This is a genomic window from Hymenobacter sp. (assembly GCF_036387835.1).
Taxonomy (GTDB): Bacteria; Bacteroidota; Bacteroidia; order Cytophagales; family Hymenobacteraceae; genus Hymenobacter.
This window is the reverse complement of the sequence record NZ_DASVSY010000011.1, coordinates 69880-90510: the sequence shown is the minus strand read 5'-3', so window position 1 is coordinate 90510 and position 20631 is coordinate 69880. Positions and strand designations below refer to the sequence as shown.

The following is a 20631-nucleotide window of genomic DNA, read 5'->3' as shown; positions in this document are numbered from 1 at the left end:
ATCTAGCCAATCTATTCGCTGGTCCTTTCGCTCGTCGCCGCCGTATAAGGCCATCATCCACTTTTTCTCCTTAATATGAAATTTCGTTTGCTGACTTGGGTGCCCTTGGTTGTGTTGTTGATAATGGCCGGTTGCCGCGCCGCGGGCCCCGGAAAGCCTGCCCGCACCGTAGCCGAGTTCTTCAACAAATACGAGTCGCGCTCCGGCTTCAAAGCCACTGACTGGACTGCTGGCCTCACCACCCGCCTGCTTTTGGGGCGCCTAGGCAAGCTTGGCGGCGGCAACGACCTCACACAAGCGCTGTCTTCGGTCCGTAGCTTCAGGGTGCTCACCTTCACGCCCACCAGCAACAGTGCCCAGAAACTAGTAGCCGAGGGCTTACTAAGCGAAGTGAATGGCCTCTTAGCCAACGAACAGTACACGCCCCTCGCCACTTCTCCCGACAGCAACGTCCGCTACGCCACCCGCAAGCAGGGCGACCGAGTAAGCGAGGTAGTAGCCACCAGCAGCGTATCCGGCGTTCCTGAGTCGTTTATGCTCATGTCTATCGGCGGCAATTTCACCCAGGCCCAACTCGACCAGCTCGTCAAAATCCTGCCCGATGTGGCAGATATGACCAAGTAACGCTTCTGGCCTCTGGCTTAAAATAGAAAGGGCTCTATCCGCATGGATAGGGCCCTTTCTATTTTAAGCCGTTTAGGAATTTGCTTTTCCGTCTCGCTAAGCGAAGTTGACGCCTCGCGCATATTATAGCAGTTTCGTGAACGGTGTAGAACGGTGTAGAGACGCATCTTTGCGTCTAATCATCCGCGCCGCCTGCATAATCATCGTTCAACGATGAGACGCAAAGATGCATCTCTACACCGTTCACGAAACTGCTATAGCGTTGCCAAAACAGTGTCAAACTGACGACAGGAAGCACCTTTACCGCTTCATTGAGCTTACAGAAGAACGTGCTTAGCAAGACAGTTTAGTGACATTTTCCGGGTTCCTAAATAGGTTTTGTGAGCTGCAGCCTGGCCTCCTCCTCAATCTGGCTGCGTGATACGCATAATGCTTTAAGAGGAAGGCACCAGACGAATTTCCTGGCTGATCCGCAAAAAACAAAAACGGCCTGCTCAGAAGAGCAGACCGTTTTTGGCTGCAGTGCAGCGCGGCTCAGGAGCCGCGCTGCTTGCTTCACTTACTTCTTACGCGGAGCAGCTTTCCGGATGGGAGCCTTGCGGACGGGTGCCTTTTTCACCGGTGCTTTCGGCGCGGCCTTCACGGGCGCTGCTGGAATTTCCGGAGCCGGACCGTATTTGGTTTCAGCAGGGTTCGGATCGTCGGGCAGGTACACGTCGAATTCTACGCGGCGGTTGAGGGTCCGACCTGCTTCGGTGGCGTTGTCGGCAATAGGCTTGCTTTCCCCGTAGCCGTGCGATACAATGCGGCTGGCTGGCATGCCTTTGCTTAGCATGTAGGTGCGGGCCGAGGCAGCGCGCTCGTCCGACAGACGCAGGTTGTAGTTGTCGTCACCTTTGTTGTCGGCGTGGGCCGAAATGCCCAGGTTGTAATCCGGATAAGCGTTCAGCAGCTCTACCAAGCCATCAAGCGTGGGGTACGACGATGGTTTCAGCGTGGCTTTGTTGAACTCGAACTGGATGAACTTGGTGGCTTCCTGAAGCTTTTTCTTCTCTTCCACCTTCATTTCAGGGCAGCCACGGTTAGAGGCCGGACCAGCACGGTCAGGGCAACGGTCCTGGAAGTCAGGCACACCGTCGCTGTCACGGTCGAGTGGGCAGCCACTGGCATCTACTTGCGTACCAGCTGGCGTATTAGGGCACTTATCGGCCGAATCGATTACACCGTCGCCGTCGGCATCGGGGCAGCCTTGCAGTTCAGCTTTGCCGGGGGTATCTGGGCACTTATCGTCGCCGTCGCGCACACCGTCGCCGTCTTTGTCAGGGCAACCTTCGAGTGCGGCCGTACCAGCTTCGGTTGGGCACTTATCCTGGTAATCCGGTACACCGTCTTTGTCGCCATCGAGTGGGCAGCCGGTGAGGTCTACGGCTACGCCAGCAGGAGTGCCGGGGCATTTGTCTTTGCGGTCAGCTACGCCGTCGCCATCCTCGTCTTTGGCTTTACCAAAACCGATGGTCAAGCCGGCTGTGTGCTGCAGGTACCGGTCGTCGATTCTGTTTTCGTCGCGGGTCGGCACACCATCGATGTTAGCGCCAAAGGGCACTACCTGCGCGGTTTGTACGAAGATGCCCACGGCGTCGCTGAGGCGGAAGTTGATGCCCGCAGCGCCCTTCAGCGAGAAGTACCGTCTGTCGCTGTTGAGAACAGTACCGTTGTAGCCGCCTTCCAGGCTGGTCAGGGTCAGGCCCGGAGCCAACGACAGATAGGGCTGAATAACGGCATCCTCTTTCAAAGCCCAGCCGTTGTTGAGCTTGAATTTGAGGGGTAGCGCGATGTTCACCAAGTTATTGGTGAAGTAGGTAGGTCCCCCAAGGGCCTCGCTTTTGAGTTCAACGTAATCGGCCTGCAAGCCTAAATCAAAGCCGGGCGCGATGTAGCGGTTGATGGTAATGCCCGGACCATAGAAGTTCCGGCTCCATTTCCAGTAGTCGGTGCCGTAGTTGCCTTTGTACTGGTAGGCGCTGCCATATAGGCTAATGGCCGTTTTGTGGTCGGCACTTTGAGCCTGCGCTTTCGGGGCCACCGCCAGTAGCGTAAGCCCCAGCAGAGCGCCTGCAGGTAACAAGTTTTTCATGGTAAAGTGAAGTTAGGAGATAGCAGAGGGAAGCGTTATTGTTGGGCTTCTAAAACAGCCTGCTATACCTATCTAGCCAGTTTAAAGTTGTGCTTTAGAACTTAAGTTTTTCGCGGCAATCTAAATTTAGTACTAAGTTTCCCCTTGCTTCTACCTAACCCCTTGATTTATAAGGGTATTCACTATATATGAAATCAGTTCTAAAATCTTAAGTTTCTGCATTCAGCTTATTAATAGCGAGAACCGGACACAAAAAAAGCGGCGGACCAAATGGCCCGCCGCTTCTCTTGGAAAACCCGTGCCGCCCTTATTGAGCTTGGGTTGGGATGAAGAATTCGAACTTGAATTCCACACGCCGGTTCTGCGACATGTTGGTCTTCGACGTGTTCGGAGCGGCTGGCTCGCTTTCGCCACGGCCTTCCGTTACTACACGGGTTGGATCAACTTGCTTGCCAGTGAAGTAGCGCTTCACCGAGTTAGCCCGACGCTCCGACAGAGCCTGGTTGTACTCATCCGTACCACGGCTGTCAGCGTGTCCGATTACGCGGATGCTATACTCGGGGTGGTCCTTCAGCGCCTGGATCATCTTGTTCAGCTTCGGATACGAGCTGGTCGTGATAACCGTACTGTTGGTCTGGAAGCGGATTGGCTGCTCCAGTTTCTGCACGGCTGGGTCGATGGTCAGCGGGCAACCGTTGGCATCTACCCGAGTGCCAGCTGGCGTGTTAGGGCAGGTATCTTGTGCATCTGGTACACCGTCGCCGTCGGCGTCAACTACGAGTGGGCAACCCGTGGCATCAACTTGCGTGCCGGCAGGGGTATCAGGGCACTTGTCGTTCTTATCGGCTACGCCGTCACCGTCAGCATCTGGGCAGCCTTTGAGAGCAGCTGTACCAGCCTGGTCTGGGCACTCGTCTTCCGAGTCACGTACACCGTCGCCGTCTTTGTCAGGGCAGCCTTCGAGTGCGGCCGTACCAGCTTCGGTTGGGCACTTATCCTGGTAATCTGGAACACCGTCTTTGTCGCCATCAAGTGGGCAGCCGGTTGCATCTACGGCTACGCCAGCAGGAGTAGCGGGGCACTTGTCTTTGCGGTCCGGAACACCGTCGCCGTCTTCGTCCTTGGGTTTGCCAAAGCCGATGGTCAGGCCCGCCGTGTGTTGCAGGTACCGGTCATCGAAGCTGTCTGCGTCGCGGCCGGTGTTGCCATCAATGTTGGCTTGGAGTGGAACATGCTGGCCCGTCTGCACGAAGATACCCACGGCATCACTGATGCGGAAGTTGATACCCGCTGCCCCAAATATGTCGAAGAGGTTCTCATCATCGTTCAGCGCAGCCCCGTTGAAGCTGCCTTCGATGCTGGTATGCACTAAGCCAGGCGCTATCAATAAATAAGGCTGAATCACGGCATCTTCCTTGAGGGCCCAACCGTTGTTGAGCTTCAATTTTAGTGCTAGATTCACGTTCACCACGTTGGTGTTGAACACGTTCGGCGAATTGACCGTCCCGCTAGGGCTGCCCTTCAACTCCGCATAGCTACTGGTCAGGCCAAGGTCGAGGCCTGGGGTAAGGTAGCGGTTGATGGTGATACCAGGGCCGTAGTAGTTCCGGTCCCAGTTCCAGAAGTCAGAGCCGTAGTTGCCCTTGTACTGGTAAGCGCTGCCGAAAAGGCTGATGGCCGTTTTACGGTCGGCGCTTTGGGCATGCGCTTTCGGGGCCGCCGCCAGCAGCGTGAGTCCCAGCGCTGTGCTGATGGTAAGCAGGTGTCTCATAGGTGAGAGTTATTAGTGAGGGTACCATTCTGGAGGTGCCGGGGGACGGCTTACAACCAGAAACTGCCTTCTATACTTCTCCCCTTTTAGGAAAGTTGTACAACCATGGGTTTGTGCACTACCTGAGGAACCTTTTTTGCAAGTTCCGAACACTGCATTCAGACTGTTCCAAAACGGCTTTTACCACTGATTTACAGCCTACCAACGCACTAGAGGCACTTATTACTTATAAATAAACCTGAACATTCAGATGTATTTTTTTTCCTTAATAAATCCATAAAAAAAAGCCATTCAATACCATCGGCTGGCTTTCAAGGGATCTTGACTTTAGAAGCTTAGCTAACGCGCCTCTTGCATCAGTCGCTCGATATCAGCGGCCTCCAACGGGATATTCTTCATCAGATCTTCGTTGCCAGTGGCCGTAATGAGGATGTCGTTTTCGAGCCGAATACCCAAGCCTTCTTCCCGAATATAGATGCCGGGCTCGCAGGTATAAACCATGCCCGGCTCAAACACCCGGTACTTCGCCCCCACATCGTGCACATCGAGGCCTAAGTAGTGAGAGGTGCCGTGCATAAAGTACTTCTTGTAGAGCGGGGCAGCTGGGTCCTGGTTTTTAACGTCGTTGGCGTTCAGCAAATCCAACTTTATCAACTCCTGCTCCATGGTCCGGCCCACGGCGGCGTGGTATTCCTCGATCTGGTTGCCGGCAATCAGCTGCGAAGTGGCAAACTTCATTACTCGCAATACCGCCTCGTACACGTCGCGCTGGCGCTTGGTAAAGGTGCCGTTGACGGGAATGGAGCGGGAAAGGTCGGCCGCGTAATTGGCGAATTCGGCCCCAAAGTCGAGCAGCATTACGTCGCCGTCCTGGCATTCCCGGTCGTTGCTGACGTAGTGCAGGATGCAGGCATTGGCCCCGGAGGCAATGATGCTGCCGTAGGCCGGGCCGCGGGAGCCGTGGCGCATAAATTCATGGAAAATCTCGGCTTCAATCTCGTATTCCATCACGCCGGGCTTCACAAAGCCAAGCAGGCGGCGGAAGGCTTTCTCGGTGATGTCGGCGGCGCGCTGCATCAGTCGAATTTCTTCGGCGCTCTTAATGGCCCGCAGCTGGTGCAGCAGCGGCGCGGCGCGGCGGTAGGTATGCAGCGGATAGGCTTCCTTGATTTTCTTGATGAAGCGGGCGTCGCGGGTTTGCACTTCCACCACGGCCCGTATGTGCTCGTTGGTGTTCAGAAACACATTTTCAGCTTCGTTCATCAGGGCGGGCAGCACCGAATCGAACGACTCCAGCCACATAATAGTGGGCACCCCCGACTGCGCGCGCGCCTGGTCTTTAGTTAGCTTGTAGCCTTCCCAAATCAGAATATGCTCGCTGGTTTCCTTTAGGAACAAGATTTCGCGATACTGCGGCAGCACCGCGTCCGGGAAGAGCACGAGGATGCTTTCTTCCTGATCGACCCCGGAGAGATAGAACAGATCATTGTTTTGGCGAAAGGCCATGGTGCCGTCGGCATTGGTCGGCATAACGTCGTTGGACTGAAAAATTGCCAACGACGCGGGCGGCAGCAGCTGGGTGAAGTTGTGCCGATTCTGGATGAAAAGCTCGGGGGAAATTGAACCGTAGCGCATAAGCAGAACTTAAAAGGGAGGAAAGGAAGCACCCACGGCGCCTCGGTCGCAAGTTAGAGTTTTGGTTGGAGTGCCCACTGCTTTCCTCGTCTTGGGCACCGCCTCTATTTGTGCTTGTATAGTATTTTCTATATTCTTACGCCAGCAACTTTTACGGCTGCTCTTTTGTACTTTTACTAACCTTCTGCTATTCTAGAGTTAGTATGTCCACTGCCCCCCCCAGTGCTGTCCTGCTTATCCAAACTGCTTTCATCGGCGACGTAATCCTGGCCACGGCTCTGTTGGACCACCTACATCAGACCGAGCCCGATACGCCCGTTGACTTTTTGGTGCGCAAAGGCAACGAAAGCTTGTTGCAGCAGCATCCACACGTGCGGCAGGTGCTGGTTTGGGACAAGAAGAACAGCAAATATCAAGGCCTCTGGCGCCTGCTGCAGCAAATTAGAGCAGCCCACTACGGCCGCGTCATCACGCTCCAGCGCTTTGCCTCTACCGGCTTCCTAACGGCCTTTTCGGGCGCACCCGAACGGATAGGCTTCCAGAAAAACCCGTTTGCCTTCCGCTTCACGCGGGCCTTACCGCACGTTATTGAGGGTGGGGTACACGAGGTTTCGCGCAACCTCAACCTGCTCGACCCCGAATACCGCGGCCCCGTTGTGCCCCCGCGGCTCTACCCCTCTCCTACCGACGAAGCCGCGGCCGCGCCCTATACAACGCAGGGCCCCTACCTCTGCATCGCGCCCACTTCGGTCTGGTTTACCAAGCAGTTTCCGCAAGACCAATGGGTGAAGCTACTGGCCGCATTGCCAACTCATTACCGGGTGTACTTGCTTGGTGGCCCTCCCGATGTAGAGGCCTGCGAAGAACTGCTGCGCGCCAGCAACCGTCCGAACACAGTTAATTTGGCTGGTAAGCTTTCTTTGCTGGCTTCGGCGGTCCTCATGCGCGGGGCTGTGCTCAACTACGTCAACGACTCGGCGCCGATGCACCTGTGCTCGGCCGTGGGTGCGCCTACCTGTGCCGTGTACTGCTCTACGGTACCTTATTTCGGCTTTGGTCCTTTGAGTCCGTTTGCCCGGGTAGTCGAAATTCAAGGCATTTTACGGTGCCGGCCGTGCGGGCTGCACGGCTATCGACAGTGCCCGCTCAACCATTTCCACTGCGCCTACGGCATCGAGACGTCGCAGCTGCTGGTCGTGCTAGCGGAAGCCGAGTTGCAAGCCGCAAGCTGTAAGCCGCAAGCTTTGAGCTACAAGCTTTGAGCTACAAGCGGCAAGCTGATGTTCAATTAAAGCGCATGGCTTGCAGCCTGTAGCTTACAGCTCTCTTCTGCTTGCGGCTTCTTTCAAGCGAGTACCTTTGCAATTCTTGGAAACCCAATGGCCTAGCTAGTTGGTTATACAAGACCGGGACGCATCCACGGGTTCCGGCGTTTCTAAGCCCTTATCTTGATGTCTGATTACGACCTATACGAGTTGCCCAACGGCATCCGAGTACTGCACAAGCAGGTCATACACACTAAAATCGCACACCTGGGCTTTCTGCTCGACATTGGTTCCCGCGACGAAAAGCCAGCCCAGCAGGGCTTGGCGCACTTCTGGGAGCATATGGCTTTCAAAGGCACTGAGAAGCGCAAAAGCTTCCACATCCTCAACCGCCTCGAAACGGTAGGGGGTGAGTTGAATGCTTACACCACCAAAGAGAAAATCTGTTTTTACGCGTCGTTGCTCAGCACGCATTTCGAGCGGGCCTTTGAACTGCTCACCGACCTCACCTTTAACTCGGTTTTCCCGGACAAGGAAATCGAGAAAGAACGGGGCGTGATTCTGGAAGAAATGTCCATGTACCAGGACACTCCCGAAGATGCCATTATCGATGATTTCGATGATGTGGTTTTCGGTGGACACTCCCTAGGCCACAATATTCTGGGCACGCGCGAAAGTGTAAGCAGCTTCCAACAAACTGACTTCCGGCAGTTTCTAACCGAAAATATCCGCACCGACCGGTTGGTGTTTAGCTCGGTCAGCAACTTGCCATTCAAGGAGGTAAAGCGACTGGCTGATAAGTTTCTGGCGCCGCTACCCGCCCGGCTCGGGCCCCGGCCCCGCACTGCTTTTGATGGCAACTTGCGGGTGGAGAAGCTGGAGCGCAAACCTATTTCGCAGGCCCATTGCCTGATTGGGGGCCCGGCTTACGCCATCAACGACCCCCGTCGGATTCCGTTTTTCATGCTCAGCAACATTCTCGGCGGCCCTGGTATGAATTCGCGCCTCAACCTGGGCATCCGCGAAAAGTATGGTCTCGTCTACAGCATCGACGCCACGTATTCGCCTTACACCGATACGGGCTTATTTGGCATCTATTTCGGTACCGAGAAAAAGCAGGTAAACCGCACCGTTGCGCTGGTACAGAAGGAGCTGAAGCGCCTGCGCGAGCAGGCCCTCGGCACAGCGCAATTGCACACTTCGAAAGAGCAGCTGATGGGCCAGATGGCCATGGCCGAGGAAAGCAACGGCGGCATGATGCAGCTACTAGCCAAAAGCACCCTCGACATCGGCCGCGTGGAGTCCATCAACGAAATCTTCGACCGGGTGCGCGCCGTTACGGCTTCCGAATTACTGGAACTGGCCAATGACATCCTGCGCGACGACAACCTGAGCGTGCTGCAGTACGTGCCGGAATAGCGGTGAATGAGTAAGGGAGTGAATGAGTGAAGTAGCCTGCGGAGCTTATGTCACCTGACGTGCGCGCCATTCGCTCCGTATAGTACTTCACTTATTCACTCCCTTACTCATTCACCGCTTATGCGTGTTTTCGGCCACGTGGGTACGTACCGACCGGGCGACCTTTTTGCGAACCGGCTGGAATTGAGCTTGACGGGGCTGCACAAGCCCCGGCGTGCGGGCGTGAGCGGCAGCCAAGCTGAAGGCGCCGATTCTATTGTGCTGGCCGGTGCCTACGAAGACGATACCTTTAGTGAAGTTGAAATCATCTACTCGGGCAGCGGCGGGCGCGACTTACAAACCGGCAAGCAAGTCACCGACCAAGAAATGACTGGCCGCAACTTGGCCCTGCGCCGCAGCCAAGAAACTGGCCTGCCCGTGCGTGTATTTCAACGGGTGCCCCATTTAGACGGCGACTGTTTCCGCTACGAAGGGCTGTACCGCATCGTCAACCATCAATTCGCTCGCGGTAAGTCAGGTTTTCAGGTGCTGTTGTTTCGGCTGGTGCCCATTGTTGACGCGGACTAGCCCCTTCTTCCGAGGAAAGGGCGCTAGGGGTGAGGTTGGTGCTAGAACCTTATTTTTGCCTGATGCCCGAAGACGAAATCCAACGCTACGCCGACCAGCATACCACCCCCGAGCCGCCGTTGCTGGCGCAGCTCAACCGGGAAACGCATGTGCAGCTGCTACACGCCCGGATGCTTTCGGGGCACGCGCAGGGCCGCCTGCTGAGCATGATCAGTCATATGATACGGCCCCGGCGGGTGCTGGAATTGGGCACGTTTACGGGCTACGCAGCCTTGTGCCTGGCCGAGGGGTTGGCGCCCGATGGTGAGTTGCACACCATAGAATTCAACCTGGAGCTAGAAGACCGGATACGGCGCTACATCGCAGCGGCAGGGCTGGCAAAACGCCTGCATCTGCACATGGGCCCGGTAGCGGAGGTGCTGCCAAATCTGGCTGGTCCCTGGGATTTGGTATTTATCGACGCCGACAAAATTAACAATGACACCTACTACGAACTGGTATTGCCACAGGTGAGTGCCGGAGGCTTTTTGCTGATCGACAATGTGCTCTGGGGCGGTAAAGTGCTGGCTGCTCATCAACTCAAAGCTTCCGACAAAGACACGCTGGCCGTCCGGACCTTCAACGACAAAGTACAGGCCGATTCGCGGGTTGAAAATGTGTTTCTGCCCCTGCGCGACGGGTTGCTGCTAGTGCGCAAGCTTTAACTACTGTCTCAGCACATTCTCTTTTTGCGCCGCCGCGCGGGGGCATTTATGCAAGGCTTAAGAGCTTTAAATGCCAATGAACAAGGAGGAAAGCTGCGAACTGAGGACAATTCTAAAATATGTTGAATAGTTGATTAAACGTTTAAGCTTAACTCGCGTCTATGCCAAAGTGAACTTTACTCTTGGCTTATGCATCTTCGTTTTCTACTCTTTTTCTTACTCATATTCACAGGCATAGGAGTTGCCCAGGCACAAACGAGCTCGATTAGCGGGCGCATTGTAGATGCCTCGAATCAGTCGCCGCTTATTGGAGCCAACGTGTTGGTGCGCGGCCTGGCCGCCGACTCCGTGAAGAGTGGCGCGGCGGCCGATGTGAGCGGCAATTTCACGGTGTCGGGCCTGGTTCCGGGCCGCTACCAGCTCACGATTTCATTTCTGGGCTACCAGACACTACAACGCTCACTTACCCTCACAACCCAGCCACTGGCCCTGGGAGCCCTAGCGCTTGGTACAGGCGGGGTAGCACTGAAAGGCGTGGAAGTGGTGGGCAAAGCCGCCGCGGCCGTTCAGAAAGGCGATACGTCGCAGTTCAACGCTGGTTCGTTTAAAACCAATCCTGATGCCAACGCGCAGGACCTCATCACCAAAATGCCCGGGGTGACCGTAGACCCCACCAGCGGGAAGGTACAGGCCCAGGGCGAGCAGGTGCAGCGGGTGCTGGTGGATGGCAAAGAATTTTTCGGCAACGACCCCGACGCAGTCCTCAAGAATATTCCGGCCGAGGTCATCGACAAGATTCAGGTGTACGACCGCGCTTCCGACCAGGCGCAGTTCACGGGTTTCGACGACGGCAATCAGCAGAAAACTATCAACATCGTAACCAAGCCGCAGTTCCGGAACGGGCAGTTTGGGCGGGTGCTGGCTGGCTACGGCCCCCAGGACGACCGGTACCGGCTGAGTGGCAACCTAAACTCGTTCAAGGGCAAGGAGCGCATGTCGATTGTGGCCCAGAGCAACAACATCAACGAGCAAAACTTCGGGACCGAGGATTTACTTGGCGTGGTGGGCAGTTCGGGAGGCGGTGGCGGCGGCCGGGGTGGCCGCGGCGGCGGTCAGGGTGGCCAGGGCAACAACGCAGGCGACTTTCTGGTCAATCAATCGGGGGGTATCTCGAAAACCCACGCTATTGGCTTGAACTACTCTAACTCGTGGGGCCGCAACACCGACGTAACGAGCAGCTACTTTTTCAACCTCAGCGACAACACGGCCAGCACCAGCCTGCTGCGGCGCTACGTGGCGCCCGTGGATCGGCCGCTCGACCAGCGCTACAATGAAAACTCGCTTTCAACGAGCCGCAACATCAACAACCGCTTCAACCTGCGCCTCGAGCACCGCTTCGACTCAACCAACTCGGTTGTTTGGCAGCCGCGTCTGTCGGTGCAGCGCAACACCGGCAACAGCGTGTTAGGTGGCCGCACCTTCCAGGTGAATGAAGGGGAGCCGGACTTCACGCAGGGCAGCAACAACAGCAGCTACCGCTCGGCCTTTACCGGCATCAACGCCAGCAACAACTTGCAATACCGGCACCGGTTCGCCAAGCGCGGCCGCACGATTTCGTTGGGAGTGAATACCAACTACAACACCCGTGAAGGCGACAACAACCTACTTTCCAACACCGAATCTACCCGCGACTCGGTTACGCAAACAACGGCGCTCAACCAGTTTTCGCAGCTCAACCAAACGGGCTGGTCCTGGAACGGCAACCTCAACTACACCGAGCCCATCAGCCAGTACAGCCAGCTACAGGCCGAGTACCGGATTTCCTACACGCCCAACCAATCCGATAAGCGCACCTACGACTACGTGACCGGCGAAGAGGCCTATACTTCCTTGAACGACACGCTTAGCAGCGTATTCAAGAGCCGTTACCTGACTAACGCCGGGGGGCTGACTTACCGCTACCAGAACAAGGAGCTGCAGTGGATGGTGGGCGCCTCGGTGCAGCACGCCCAACTGCGCAGCGACCAGGAGTTTCCGCGGCCAGCCATTACCGAGCGCACTTTCCTGAACGTGCTGCCCAACGCCATGCTGCGCTATAATTTTTCGCGGCAGCAGAACCTGCGTATTTTTTACCGCGTGAACACCAATCCGCCGAGCATCAGCCAGTTGCAGGAAGTGGTAAACAACTCTAATCCACTGCAGCTAACCACCGGCAACCCCGATCTGCGCCAGGCTACGCAGCACAATTTTAATATCCGCTACTCGTCGGCGGTACCCGAGAAATCGACTTCGTTTTTTGTGACCCTCAATGGCTCGCTTACCAACAACTACATCACCAACAGCACTATCTACGCCATCGATGAGCCGCTAACGGTGTCGGGCGTGGTAATTCCGGTAGGCGGCCAGCTGACCCGGCCCGTTAACCTGGACCAGCAGTACTCGTTGCGCTCTTTTGCCAACTACAGCTTGCCGCTGACGTTCATGAAATCCAACCTGAACCTGAACGGTAACGTGGGCTACTCGCAAACGCCCGGCTTGGTGTTTGGCGAATTGAACTACAGCCGCACGCCTTCGGGCGGGCTAGGCGTGGTAGTAAGCAGCAATATCAGCCCCGAGCTGGACTTCACCGTTTCGTCGAATTCCAGCCAGAATTACGTGCGCAACAGCTTGCAGCAGCAACTCAACCGGAACTACTTCCGGCAGAACACCTCGTTGCGCTTCTCCTGGATTATTGTGAAGGGTGTGACGGTACAGTCGGATGTGAACCATCAGTATTACACCGGATTGTCGGCGGGCTACAACCAGAGCTTTGTGCTGTGGAATGCCTCTATCGGCAAGAAGTTTATGGCCAAGCAACAGGCTGAAATCAAGCTGTATGCCTTCGACTTGCTAGGACAGAACAATAGTATTCAAGTGAACAACACGGCGGCTTACACCGAGGACGTGCGCACCAACATTTTGCAGCGCTACCTGATGCTGATGTTCACTTACAACATCCGCAGCTACGGCGCCAACGGCCGCCCCAACGCGCTACCCGGCGAAAACCGGCCCACCGACGGGCAACGCCCACCGGGCAACTTCCGGCGTGAGGGAGGGGGCCCTCCCGGCGGAGGCGGCTTCGACCGGCCCGGTGGCGACCTGTAACTTTTTAAGGTGTTTGTTATCTACTCGCAAAAGAGGTCCGGCAGTGTTGCCGGACCTCTTTTTGGTTGGTGGGTTACGCTTAGAGGCCCAACCAGTAATACAGCAACCCAGCCCCGGCACTGATGCCAATCCAGAGAATCAAGTTTAGCTTGAACCGGTACAGCGCCACCACCGACACCAAAAACCAGAGCAGACTAGGCAGGTGCAACTCATTCAGCGCCAGACGTCCGCCCGGGAACAGCACGGCCCGGCCCAAATACACCGCCAGATTCAGCACCACGCCCACTACCGCCGCCGTGATAACGCTCAGCACGGCCTTTAACTGGACGTTGTGCTGCGTCCGCTCGATAAGCGGCGCGCCCACCAGAATAAAGACAAAACAGGGCAGAAAAGTGTAGTAAGTGGTGGCCAGCAAGCCCAGGGCCCCCAGGCCCAACGACCCACCAAAGTGCGTGTAACCGCCCATGAAGCCCACAAAAGCCAGCACCATGATAAGCGGCCCCGGTGTGGTTTCGCCAAGCGCCAGCCCATCCAGCATCTGCCCCTGCGAAAGCCAGTGCAGCTTCTCGACGCTTACCTGCGCCACGTACGGCAGCACGGCGTAGGCCCCGCCAAAAGTTACAAGGGCAGCTTGCGTGAAGAACAAGCTTAGCGTGCGCCAAAAAAAGAAATCGGGGCCCAGCACCGCCAACCCTCCTAGCGGCAGCGCCCACAATACTACCGCCGCTACTACTTGGCGCAGCAGGCGCGGCCCCGAAAATCCGGTGCCAGGCACCACGGTTTGCGTGGTCAGGTAATAGCCTTCCTCGGCTTGGGCGGCCCGCACCTGCGCCGCGGCCGTAGCAACGGGGGCGGGAAAAAACCGCCGGGCCAGCAAGGCCACAACGGCCGCCCCCACAACAAGCAGTGGAAAAGGCACATTCAGCCAGAAAATGCCCACGAAGCTGGCAGCCGCCACCGCGTAGTGCAGCGGCCCAAGCAAAGACTTCTGGCCAATTTTGAGTACCGCCAGCAGAATAACCGCCACCACGGCCGGCTTCAGTCCGCCAAAAACACCTTGCAAAGCGGGCAAAGTACCCACCGTAACGTACAGTAAGCTCAAAGCCAGCAGAATAAATACCGAAGGCAGCACAAACAGAATGCCGGCTGCCAGCCCGCCGCGCGTACCGTGCAGCAGCCACCCGATATAGGTAGCGAGCTGCTGCGCCTCGGGGCCGGGCAGCAACATGCAGTAATTAAGCGCGTGCAGAAACTTGGCGTCGGAAATCCAGCGTTTCTGCTCTACCAGCACCGTGTGCATGACGGCAATCTGGCCGGCTGGCCCGCCGAAGCTGATACAGCCTAGCTTCAGCCAGAAGCGCAGGGCTTCCGCAAAGGTGGGTTTAACAACGGGTATCAGAAGTTGAGCCATATAGTTGCGACTCCAGCCGTTTTGCTTGCCGGGCCATCAGTTGCGATGCTACGGCCGACAGCCGTCGGAAAATAGAACGGGATTTACGCTTGCTATAGTCTTTACCCAGATTGCCGCTTTTTACGGTAGCCCAAGGGACTTAAGTTAGTATGCTGCTTGAAAATACGGGTGAAATGGCTTTGATCGGAAAAGCCCGTCAGGTAAGCAATTTCTGATAGTGTGCCCGACGGGCATATTAACAGATTTCAACGGCGGGGTCAATAAACCGGATAATCAGCCAGGGACAAGCCAGACGGTCGATTTTGGGGTGTTCACGGGTTACCGACTGCATAAGGTTGCTACTCACTTGGCCCGTGAAGATACAGAAGCAGGTTCAACCCCGATAGGTTTGCTACCAGCTAACCGCTGGCGGGTATGTGTTCTGTTAGCGGTGGTGCGGACGTTATTCCCACCCGGTAGCTAAGTGTACCGAGACCAGACTTCGGGCTGTAAAATGCAGGTTCAAAGATATCTGTAATAGGCTTTTTCCGGGCCCCAACTGCCAATTACGCTGTTTTTTCGCCTACTTTGTGGTGTTGGAGCCTGGATGAGCAACAGTCGCGCAACCAAGGCTTCGCGTTTGCCTTCCTATGAAACGTATACTTTTCACGCTGTTTTGCTGCTGGCCTTTGCTGGCCGGCGCCCAAAGCGTACCCGTGCCGGCTGAAGTAGATTTTGCGGGTTTACACCTGCGCCTCACTGATGGCGGGCGCAAAGCAGTGCAGCAAAAAGTGGACGCCCTGCGCAGCCACCCCACCTCCTTCCAGGCCCGTGTCAACCTAGCTGACGCCTACTTCCCCATCATCGACCGGGTGTTGCAGGAAGAGGCCGTACCGTTGGATTTCCGTTACCTGGCCGTGCAGGAAAGTGGGCTGCAAGGTGATGCCCAAAGCATCCATGACGCGGTGGGCTACTGGCAGTTCAAGCGCGAAACCGCCATGGACTATGGCCTCGTTATGAACGATGCGGTGGATGAGCGTAAGCACATTGTGGCCTCCACGCACGCGGCGGCCAAGTACCTGAAGCGCAACAACACCGCGCTTCACAATTGGGTTGATGCCCTGCTGAGCTACAACCTCGGCTCCGGCGGCGTGAAGTCCTACACGCTGCCCACCGACTTCGACGCCACGGAGCTGGAAATCAGCGAGCAGACGCACCCCTACATCCTGACCATGCTGGCGCACAAGCTAGCTTACGAACCGGCTGTGGGGCTCAACCCCAAGCCGCCGCTGGCCTTCCAGGAATTCCCGGCCCCCGCCGGCTTCACCCTGGTTAACATTGCCCAGACCCTGCAAACCAACCCCGCCGAAATGGCCCGCCACAACCGGTGGCTGCTCACAACCACGGTGCCCACCGACAAGATTTACACCATTCTGGTGCCTGTAGTAGACGAAATTCAACGAACGGCCATTGCCGCGCAGCAGAAAAACGCTACTTCCGGCCAGCTGCTCAACAAACCCCAGGCGGACCCACAGAATGCCGAATACGTACGCGTAAACGGCATCCGGGCGCTGATAGCCTTGCCCGGCGACACCAAAGAAAGCTTAGCGCAACGGGCGAACCTGAAGATGCGCAAGTTCATGCAGTACAACGACCTGTTTGCCTTCGACAACATCGTGCCCGGCCAGCCTTACTTCGTGCAAAAGAAGCGCGACAAAGCTGCCAGCGAATACCACGTGGCGCAGCCCGGCGAGAATGTGGCCACGGTGTCGCAGAAGTATGGCATTCGGGCCAAGGCCATTTTCAGCAAAAACCGGATGGCCCGCAACGAGGAACTGCGGCCCGGCCGCATCCTATGGCTGCAGCACACGCGCCCCCGGGATGTAGCAGTTGAGTATGCCGACAGCAAAAACGCCACGGCGCTAGCGGCCTTCGAGCGCCCGGCTGGCTCGACGCCCTCCGCACAACCTACCCCAGCTCCAGCACCAGCAGCTCAACCAGCGCCTAAAAAGCGCCGTATCGACGAGACAGAGCCCTACCGAGGCAAAACGGCCGATACCAGCCGCGTACTCGAAGATGCTTCAGAAGCCGCCGATACCACGGCCACCACGCAAGGCCTCGTAACGCAGCCCGACAGCGCCACCGATGCTACCACCGAAAACCTAAACAGCCTGCCCCCAGCGTCGGAACCTGCTGACACCGCTGCTGCTTCCGCACCGGTACCAGTGCCTGCTGCTCCGGCCAAACCACGCAGCGTATACAGCGCCCAGCCTCCTCAAAAGGCAGTGCCTGCCCCCGCTCCCGTAGCCGACGAGACGACAACTGCACCAACCACTGAGCCGGAAGTTATAGCCGAAGCAGTGCCTGCCCCAGCCAAGCCAGCCCCTAAACCCGCCGCACCAGTAACGACGCCGTCCAAAACCACGCCCGCTCCTACTCCAAGCACAGCCTCAGCTAAAACCACTCCTGCCGCTACCACCACGGCGCCCAAGCCCACTACGCCCGCCCCGGCGGCTTCTACCACCGTGCCTCCCGCAGCACCAGCTGCTGGCACGATGGAGCGTATACCGGCCAACGGCCTGCACGTGGTGCAAGCAAAAGAAGGAATCTATTCCGTGGCCCGGCGCTACGGCCTCCGCCCAGCCGACTTAATGGCTTGGAATAATCTGCCGCCAAACGCGCCGCTCCAGCTAGGCCAGGCCCTGCGTCTCACGGCTCCGCAAGCTTCGGCCTCAGTTACCACAGCCTCGACGCCGGCGCCGGCGGCCACTCCCAAACCAGCCAGTTCAGTGCCAGTTCCCAAGCCGGCGCCGGCTCCCGCATCAACTGCTCCTGCGTCTGAGCCCGTTATCGTGCGGCATACCGTAGCTGCTGGCGAATCGATGTATGCGGTTTCGCGGAAATACGAAGTTACCATCAAGCAGATTATGGAGTGGAACAACAAACCCGACTTCAACGTGCGCCCCGGTGATGTGCTGATTATCAAATCAACGAAACAGCCACAGACGAAGTAGTACCAACAAAAAAGGGGCCAGCTATAGCAGCTGGCCCCTTTTTTATTCTCGTCTAAACCATGGGCTGCCCCCGATACTGGGTTGAAACGCCATACTCAACCTGTCAAGCTGCCACCCGCTCCGTCGCGGCTACGGGCACAATGCGCTGCGTACGCGACTTCAGCATGGCAACGACGTCGGCGTCGGAGGTGTATCGGTTGCCGAGGTTCACGAAATGCTTAGCCAGCAGGTCGTAGCGGTGAGTCATGAGGTAGGCGAAGATGTGCAGGAAGTGGATGCCGTCGAACACGATGGCATCGTTCTGCGCGTAGTGGTCCGCGTTTCGCAGGAAATGCGCGGGGTGCTCGGTCCAGTGTAGAGCGGGTTTGAGGTGGTGGCTGATGTGGTAGCCGTCGTTCCAGCACTTGTGGTTGTATTTGGTGTTGATGCAGGTCACGCTGTTGGTGTAGCAGTTGGCAGGGTCCGAAGCATCAATGAATGAGTGCTGGCTCCAGTTGCCCAGCATCATCACGGTCCGCGTCACAAACACCGGCAGCACCAACACCACAAACGTGGCGGACAGGTTCACGAAGGCCAATACTACGCATGCCACGATATACAGCACCTCGCCGCGCAGCAGCCGGTGCCGCAGCTTACTTTTCTGATTACGGGTGAAATATTGCGCCAGCCGCGGAATCCCGATCAGAAAGAAGCTCCCTAGGTAGCGGCCGAAACTAGCTATCGAGTCGCGCTGGTAATCCATGGTCGAGCTTTCATCGTCCTCCAGGTTGTTTTCGGGGTGATGCATTCCCAGGTGATGGGTGAAGTACGTTTCCGGCGTTTGCCCGAACAACGGCCCTATCACCCACGGAATGTAGTGGTTGAGTTGCGCGTACTTCTTCTTGAACAGGATGCGGTGACTGGTGCAGTGCAGCATTAGCCCAAACGGACCCTTGAAGTAGAAGGTGGTCAGGAACATATACACGCCCAGCGCGCCCCACCAAACTCGGTTATCGAGAGACGGCCAGAACAGCAAGGCCGCCAGGGGCAGCAGCGTGCCCGATATTTCTAGAATGAGATAGAGAAACGGCAGGTCGCGCTTGTCTTGAATGAACTGTAGCAGGAACCGGCCAAAACGAGAGACGGGGGCCGTCTGGTCGTAGACCGGATCGGTGAGGGCAACCAAATGCTTCATTGAGTGAATATTGACCGGTGGGTTCGGTCGGACGGTGATGTAAAAGCTAAATAGCGGCCACAGCTATAGATGTCCTTCCAGACGCTGTGCAGCGTCTATTGGCGTAAGCTATTGAGTAAGTAAGGGATGGGAGCGAACATAAAAGACCAAGTTGCCCCAAGATGTTACTACACCAACGTAGCCTTGCTCCCGATGCGTATACTTGAGGTACGCAAGGTAGGCAGTTTGCGGCGGATGAGGTTCCGGCGCTCAGCCCATCTGATGCCGCCTACCCACGAAAAAACCAGTATTGACAACCAAAGCCTGTATCTAACGGGCCTGAACTCCTATGGGCCGGGCTTGCAGGAAGAAGGCGAAGCCTAGCGCGGCGTTAGCATTAGCGTGGAAATATTGGCCGAAACGAGCAGTTCCACCACTTCAAGACTAAATGCCCACCAGTCGTCGAAACTACTTGAGGTGCAATAATTAAGCTGGTAGCTTCGATAGACCTGGCTCACTTAGCTCCACCTAAACTAGTTGGCGCAGCCGATTCAATAGTATCTCTACAGTAATATCTCTGTCTTTGGCAGCATCGAGTATGGCGCGAATGTCTTTTCGACCCACCAACTCGGCGGCGGCCGCTGCCAAGTATGCCCGAAGTTCCGGCAAACTGCCTACCACCTCTTCCACTACCTGCGGCCGATAGGTCAACACGTACAGAATATCCTCGAAATCGGAGTCGTAACGCAGGTCTTCGCCTCGGTCCTTCATAGCGCAAAACTTGGTACCGAGCAGGTGCGGCGGATCTAAAATCCGGATTGTGCTGGCGTCCGGCAAGTTATATTCCATTGCCGTTTGCATCCCGGTTTTATACCACAGGTTGCTAAAGCCCAGAATACGCTCATTTGTTGGCATTATATCTACAGTGTACTCTTGCCACCGCCACCGTATTTGCACGTTGCTCTCTAAATCGTTCTGAAAACCCCGGCTCCGCAGTCTTTCTTCCAATTCTGTGAAGTCCCCGTACGAAGCCAGTTCAATGATGCAGTCTACATCTTCCGTAGGGCGTGATTCAGGAGACGTTTTTTCATCGCCATACAGCCCGATAGTAGCGCCACCCACAAAAACCACTTCCTGCCGCATGTCGCGCAAAGCATTAGCCACTACTTGTATGGCAACTGTGTTCCGCCGGTTATGCATCAAAGTATTCTCTGAGTTTTTCCTGCGCTAATTTTATTTCTCGGGCACGACCTACCCGTAGTGTATCCGTCAGGGCCAGTAACGCATACAATAGCTTGTCTTGGCGGGCAGCATACGGCAGGTTGACATACAAGGGCTCGATAGCCTGCCCTCGCTCTGTGCCCTGCAAATCAGCCCATACGTAAGGTTCCGAGCTAACAATCAAATCACGCAACGGGGGGGCTGAATGAGCGGTGGGCAAGCCCACTACCAAGGGGCCCGGCTCGGCAGGAAATACGTAGCGCAGGCCGTAAAACAGAAAGTCCAGTAGATTACTTCTGTAAACCTCGCGTTTATCTTCCCCTACCAAGCGTACAATTCGGCTTCGTTGTAACGAAGCCGACACCTCCGATTGGCTCAAGCCCAACGACACTGCCATCTGTGCCTGTGCAGAAAGACGGATAAAATCGTCTTTGCTGGTCTGTAAGCTTATGAGTTTCAGCAACACCACAACATCTTGCGGGCGCATTCCTTTATGTACTGCCATATAATAACGCGAATTTCATATTGCGTATTGCGATATGCAATATACAATAGCGAGCAATTTGTGTCTCATTAACTTTTGTTCTGTG

General features: G+C 56.3%; 17 protein-coding genes. 8 read left to right on the top strand and 9 right to left on the bottom strand.

All coding sequences use genetic code 11. From position 1 onward, the window contains the following. The first annotated feature begins 75 nt into the window (after positions 1-75). On the top strand, positions 76-624 hold the full coding sequence (locus VF639_RS02645) for a DUF4252 domain-containing protein (RefSeq protein WP_331144330.1): 549 nt from the start codon (positions 76-78) through the stop codon (positions 622-624). Positions 625-1183: 559 nt separating this feature from the next. On the opposite strand, the gene VF639_RS02640 is transcribed toward VF639_RS02645, so the two are convergent. The 3 genes from VF639_RS02640 to VF639_RS02630 all read right to left on the bottom strand — a co-directional run bounded on the left by VF639_RS02640 (position 1184) and on the right by VF639_RS02630 (position 6164). Beyond that, positions 1184-2758, bottom strand: a complete 1575-nt coding sequence (locus VF639_RS02640; protein ID WP_331144329.1) for an OmpA family protein — start codon at positions 2756-2758, stop codon at positions 1184-1186. Positions 2759-3065: 307 nt separating this feature from the next. Beyond that, positions 3066-4529, bottom strand: coding sequence for an OmpA family protein (locus VF639_RS02635; RefSeq protein ID WP_331144328.1), 1464 nt, complete (start codon positions 4527-4529; stop codon positions 3066-3068). A 339-nt stretch (positions 4530-4868) separates the two neighbouring features. Next, on the bottom strand, positions 4869-6164 hold the full coding sequence (locus tag VF639_RS02630) for an aminopeptidase P N-terminal domain-containing protein (protein ID WP_331144327.1): 1296 nt from the start codon (positions 6162-6164) through the stop codon (positions 4869-4871). A 203-nt stretch (positions 6165-6367) separates the two neighbouring features. On the opposite strand from VF639_RS02630, the gene VF639_RS02625 reads away from it, so the two are divergent. The 5 genes from VF639_RS02625 (at position 6368) to VF639_RS02605 (ending at position 13263) form a co-directional block, all read left to right on the top strand. Continuing rightward, on the top strand, positions 6368-7426 hold the full coding sequence (locus VF639_RS02625; RefSeq protein WP_331144326.1) for a glycosyltransferase family 9 protein: 1059 nt from the start codon (positions 6368-6370) through the stop codon (positions 7424-7426). A 189-nt stretch (positions 7427-7615) separates the two neighbouring features. Further along, the gene (locus VF639_RS02620; protein ID WP_331144325.1) at positions 7616-8848 is read left to right on the top strand and encodes a M16 family metallopeptidase; all 1233 of its coding nucleotides are present in this window, start codon (positions 7616-7618) and stop codon (positions 8846-8848) included. A 120-nt stretch (positions 8849-8968) separates the two neighbouring features. Continuing rightward, complete coding sequence (locus tag VF639_RS02615; protein ID WP_331144324.1) at positions 8969-9415, top strand: YDG/SRA domain-containing protein; 447 nt, start codon at positions 8969-8971, stop codon at positions 9413-9415. A 62-nt stretch (positions 9416-9477) separates the two neighbouring features. After that, a complete protein-coding gene (locus VF639_RS02610) occupies positions 9478-10119 on the top strand; it encodes an O-methyltransferase (RefSeq protein WP_331144323.1) in 642 nt (213 codons plus the stop codon). A 189-nt stretch (positions 10120-10308) separates the two neighbouring features. Next, positions 10309-13263, top strand: coding sequence for a TonB-dependent receptor (locus VF639_RS02605; protein WP_331144322.1), 2955 nt, complete (start codon positions 10309-10311; stop codon positions 13261-13263). A gap of 79 nt (positions 13264-13342) precedes the next feature. Here VF639_RS02605 and chrA read toward each other — a convergent pair whose 3' ends face one another. The 3 genes from chrA to VF639_RS02590 all read right to left on the bottom strand — a co-directional run bounded on the left by chrA (position 13343) and on the right by VF639_RS02590 (position 15020). Beyond that, a complete protein-coding gene (chrA, locus tag VF639_RS02600; RefSeq protein ID WP_331144321.1) occupies positions 13343-14674 on the bottom strand; it encodes a chromate efflux transporter in 1332 nt (443 codons plus the stop codon). Positions 14675-14775: 101 nt separating this feature from the next. Beyond that, positions 14776-14883, bottom strand: a complete 108-nt coding sequence (locus VF639_RS02595; protein WP_331144367.1) for an AraC family transcriptional regulator — start codon at positions 14881-14883, stop codon at positions 14776-14778. A gap of 26 nt (positions 14884-14909) precedes the next feature. After that, positions 14910-15020: a chromate resistance protein ChrB domain-containing protein gene (locus VF639_RS02590; protein WP_331144320.1), complete on the bottom strand. Its 111-nt coding sequence runs from the start codon at positions 15018-15020 to the stop codon at positions 14910-14912. 283 nt (positions 15021-15303) lie between these two features. On the opposite strand from VF639_RS02590, the gene VF639_RS02585 reads away from it, so the two are divergent. After that, positions 15304-17667, top strand: coding sequence for a LysM peptidoglycan-binding domain-containing protein (locus tag VF639_RS02585; protein ID WP_331144319.1), 2364 nt, complete (start codon positions 15304-15306; stop codon positions 17665-17667). A 103-nt stretch (positions 17668-17770) separates the two neighbouring features. Here the strand turns inward: VF639_RS02585 and VF639_RS02580 are convergent, their stop codons facing one another. Next, positions 17771-18841 (bottom strand): fatty acid desaturase family protein, encoded by a 1071-nt coding sequence (locus VF639_RS02580; protein ID WP_331144318.1) that lies wholly within the window; start codon positions 18839-18841, stop codon positions 17771-17773. Positions 18842-19033: 192 nt separating this feature from the next. Here VF639_RS02580 and VF639_RS02575 point away from each other — a divergent pair, with 192 nt between their 5' ends. Beyond that, positions 19034-19204 (top strand): hypothetical protein, encoded by a 171-nt coding sequence (locus VF639_RS02575; protein WP_331144317.1) that lies wholly within the window; start codon positions 19034-19036, stop codon positions 19202-19204. A gap of 144 nt (positions 19205-19348) precedes the next feature. Here VF639_RS02575 and VF639_RS02570 read toward each other — a convergent pair whose 3' ends face one another. Continuing rightward, positions 19349-20020 (bottom strand): hypothetical protein, encoded by a 672-nt coding sequence (locus VF639_RS02570; RefSeq protein ID WP_331144316.1) that lies wholly within the window; start codon positions 20018-20020, stop codon positions 19349-19351. Beyond that, positions 20013-20546 carry a hypothetical protein gene (locus VF639_RS02565; protein ID WP_331144315.1) on the bottom strand — a complete coding sequence of 178 codons (534 nt, stop codon included), beginning with the start codon at positions 20544-20546 and terminating at the stop codon, positions 20013-20015. Before VF639_RS02565 ends, VF639_RS02570 begins: the two co-directional genes overlap by 8 nt. Between the last annotated feature and the right edge of the window lie 85 nt (positions 20547-20631).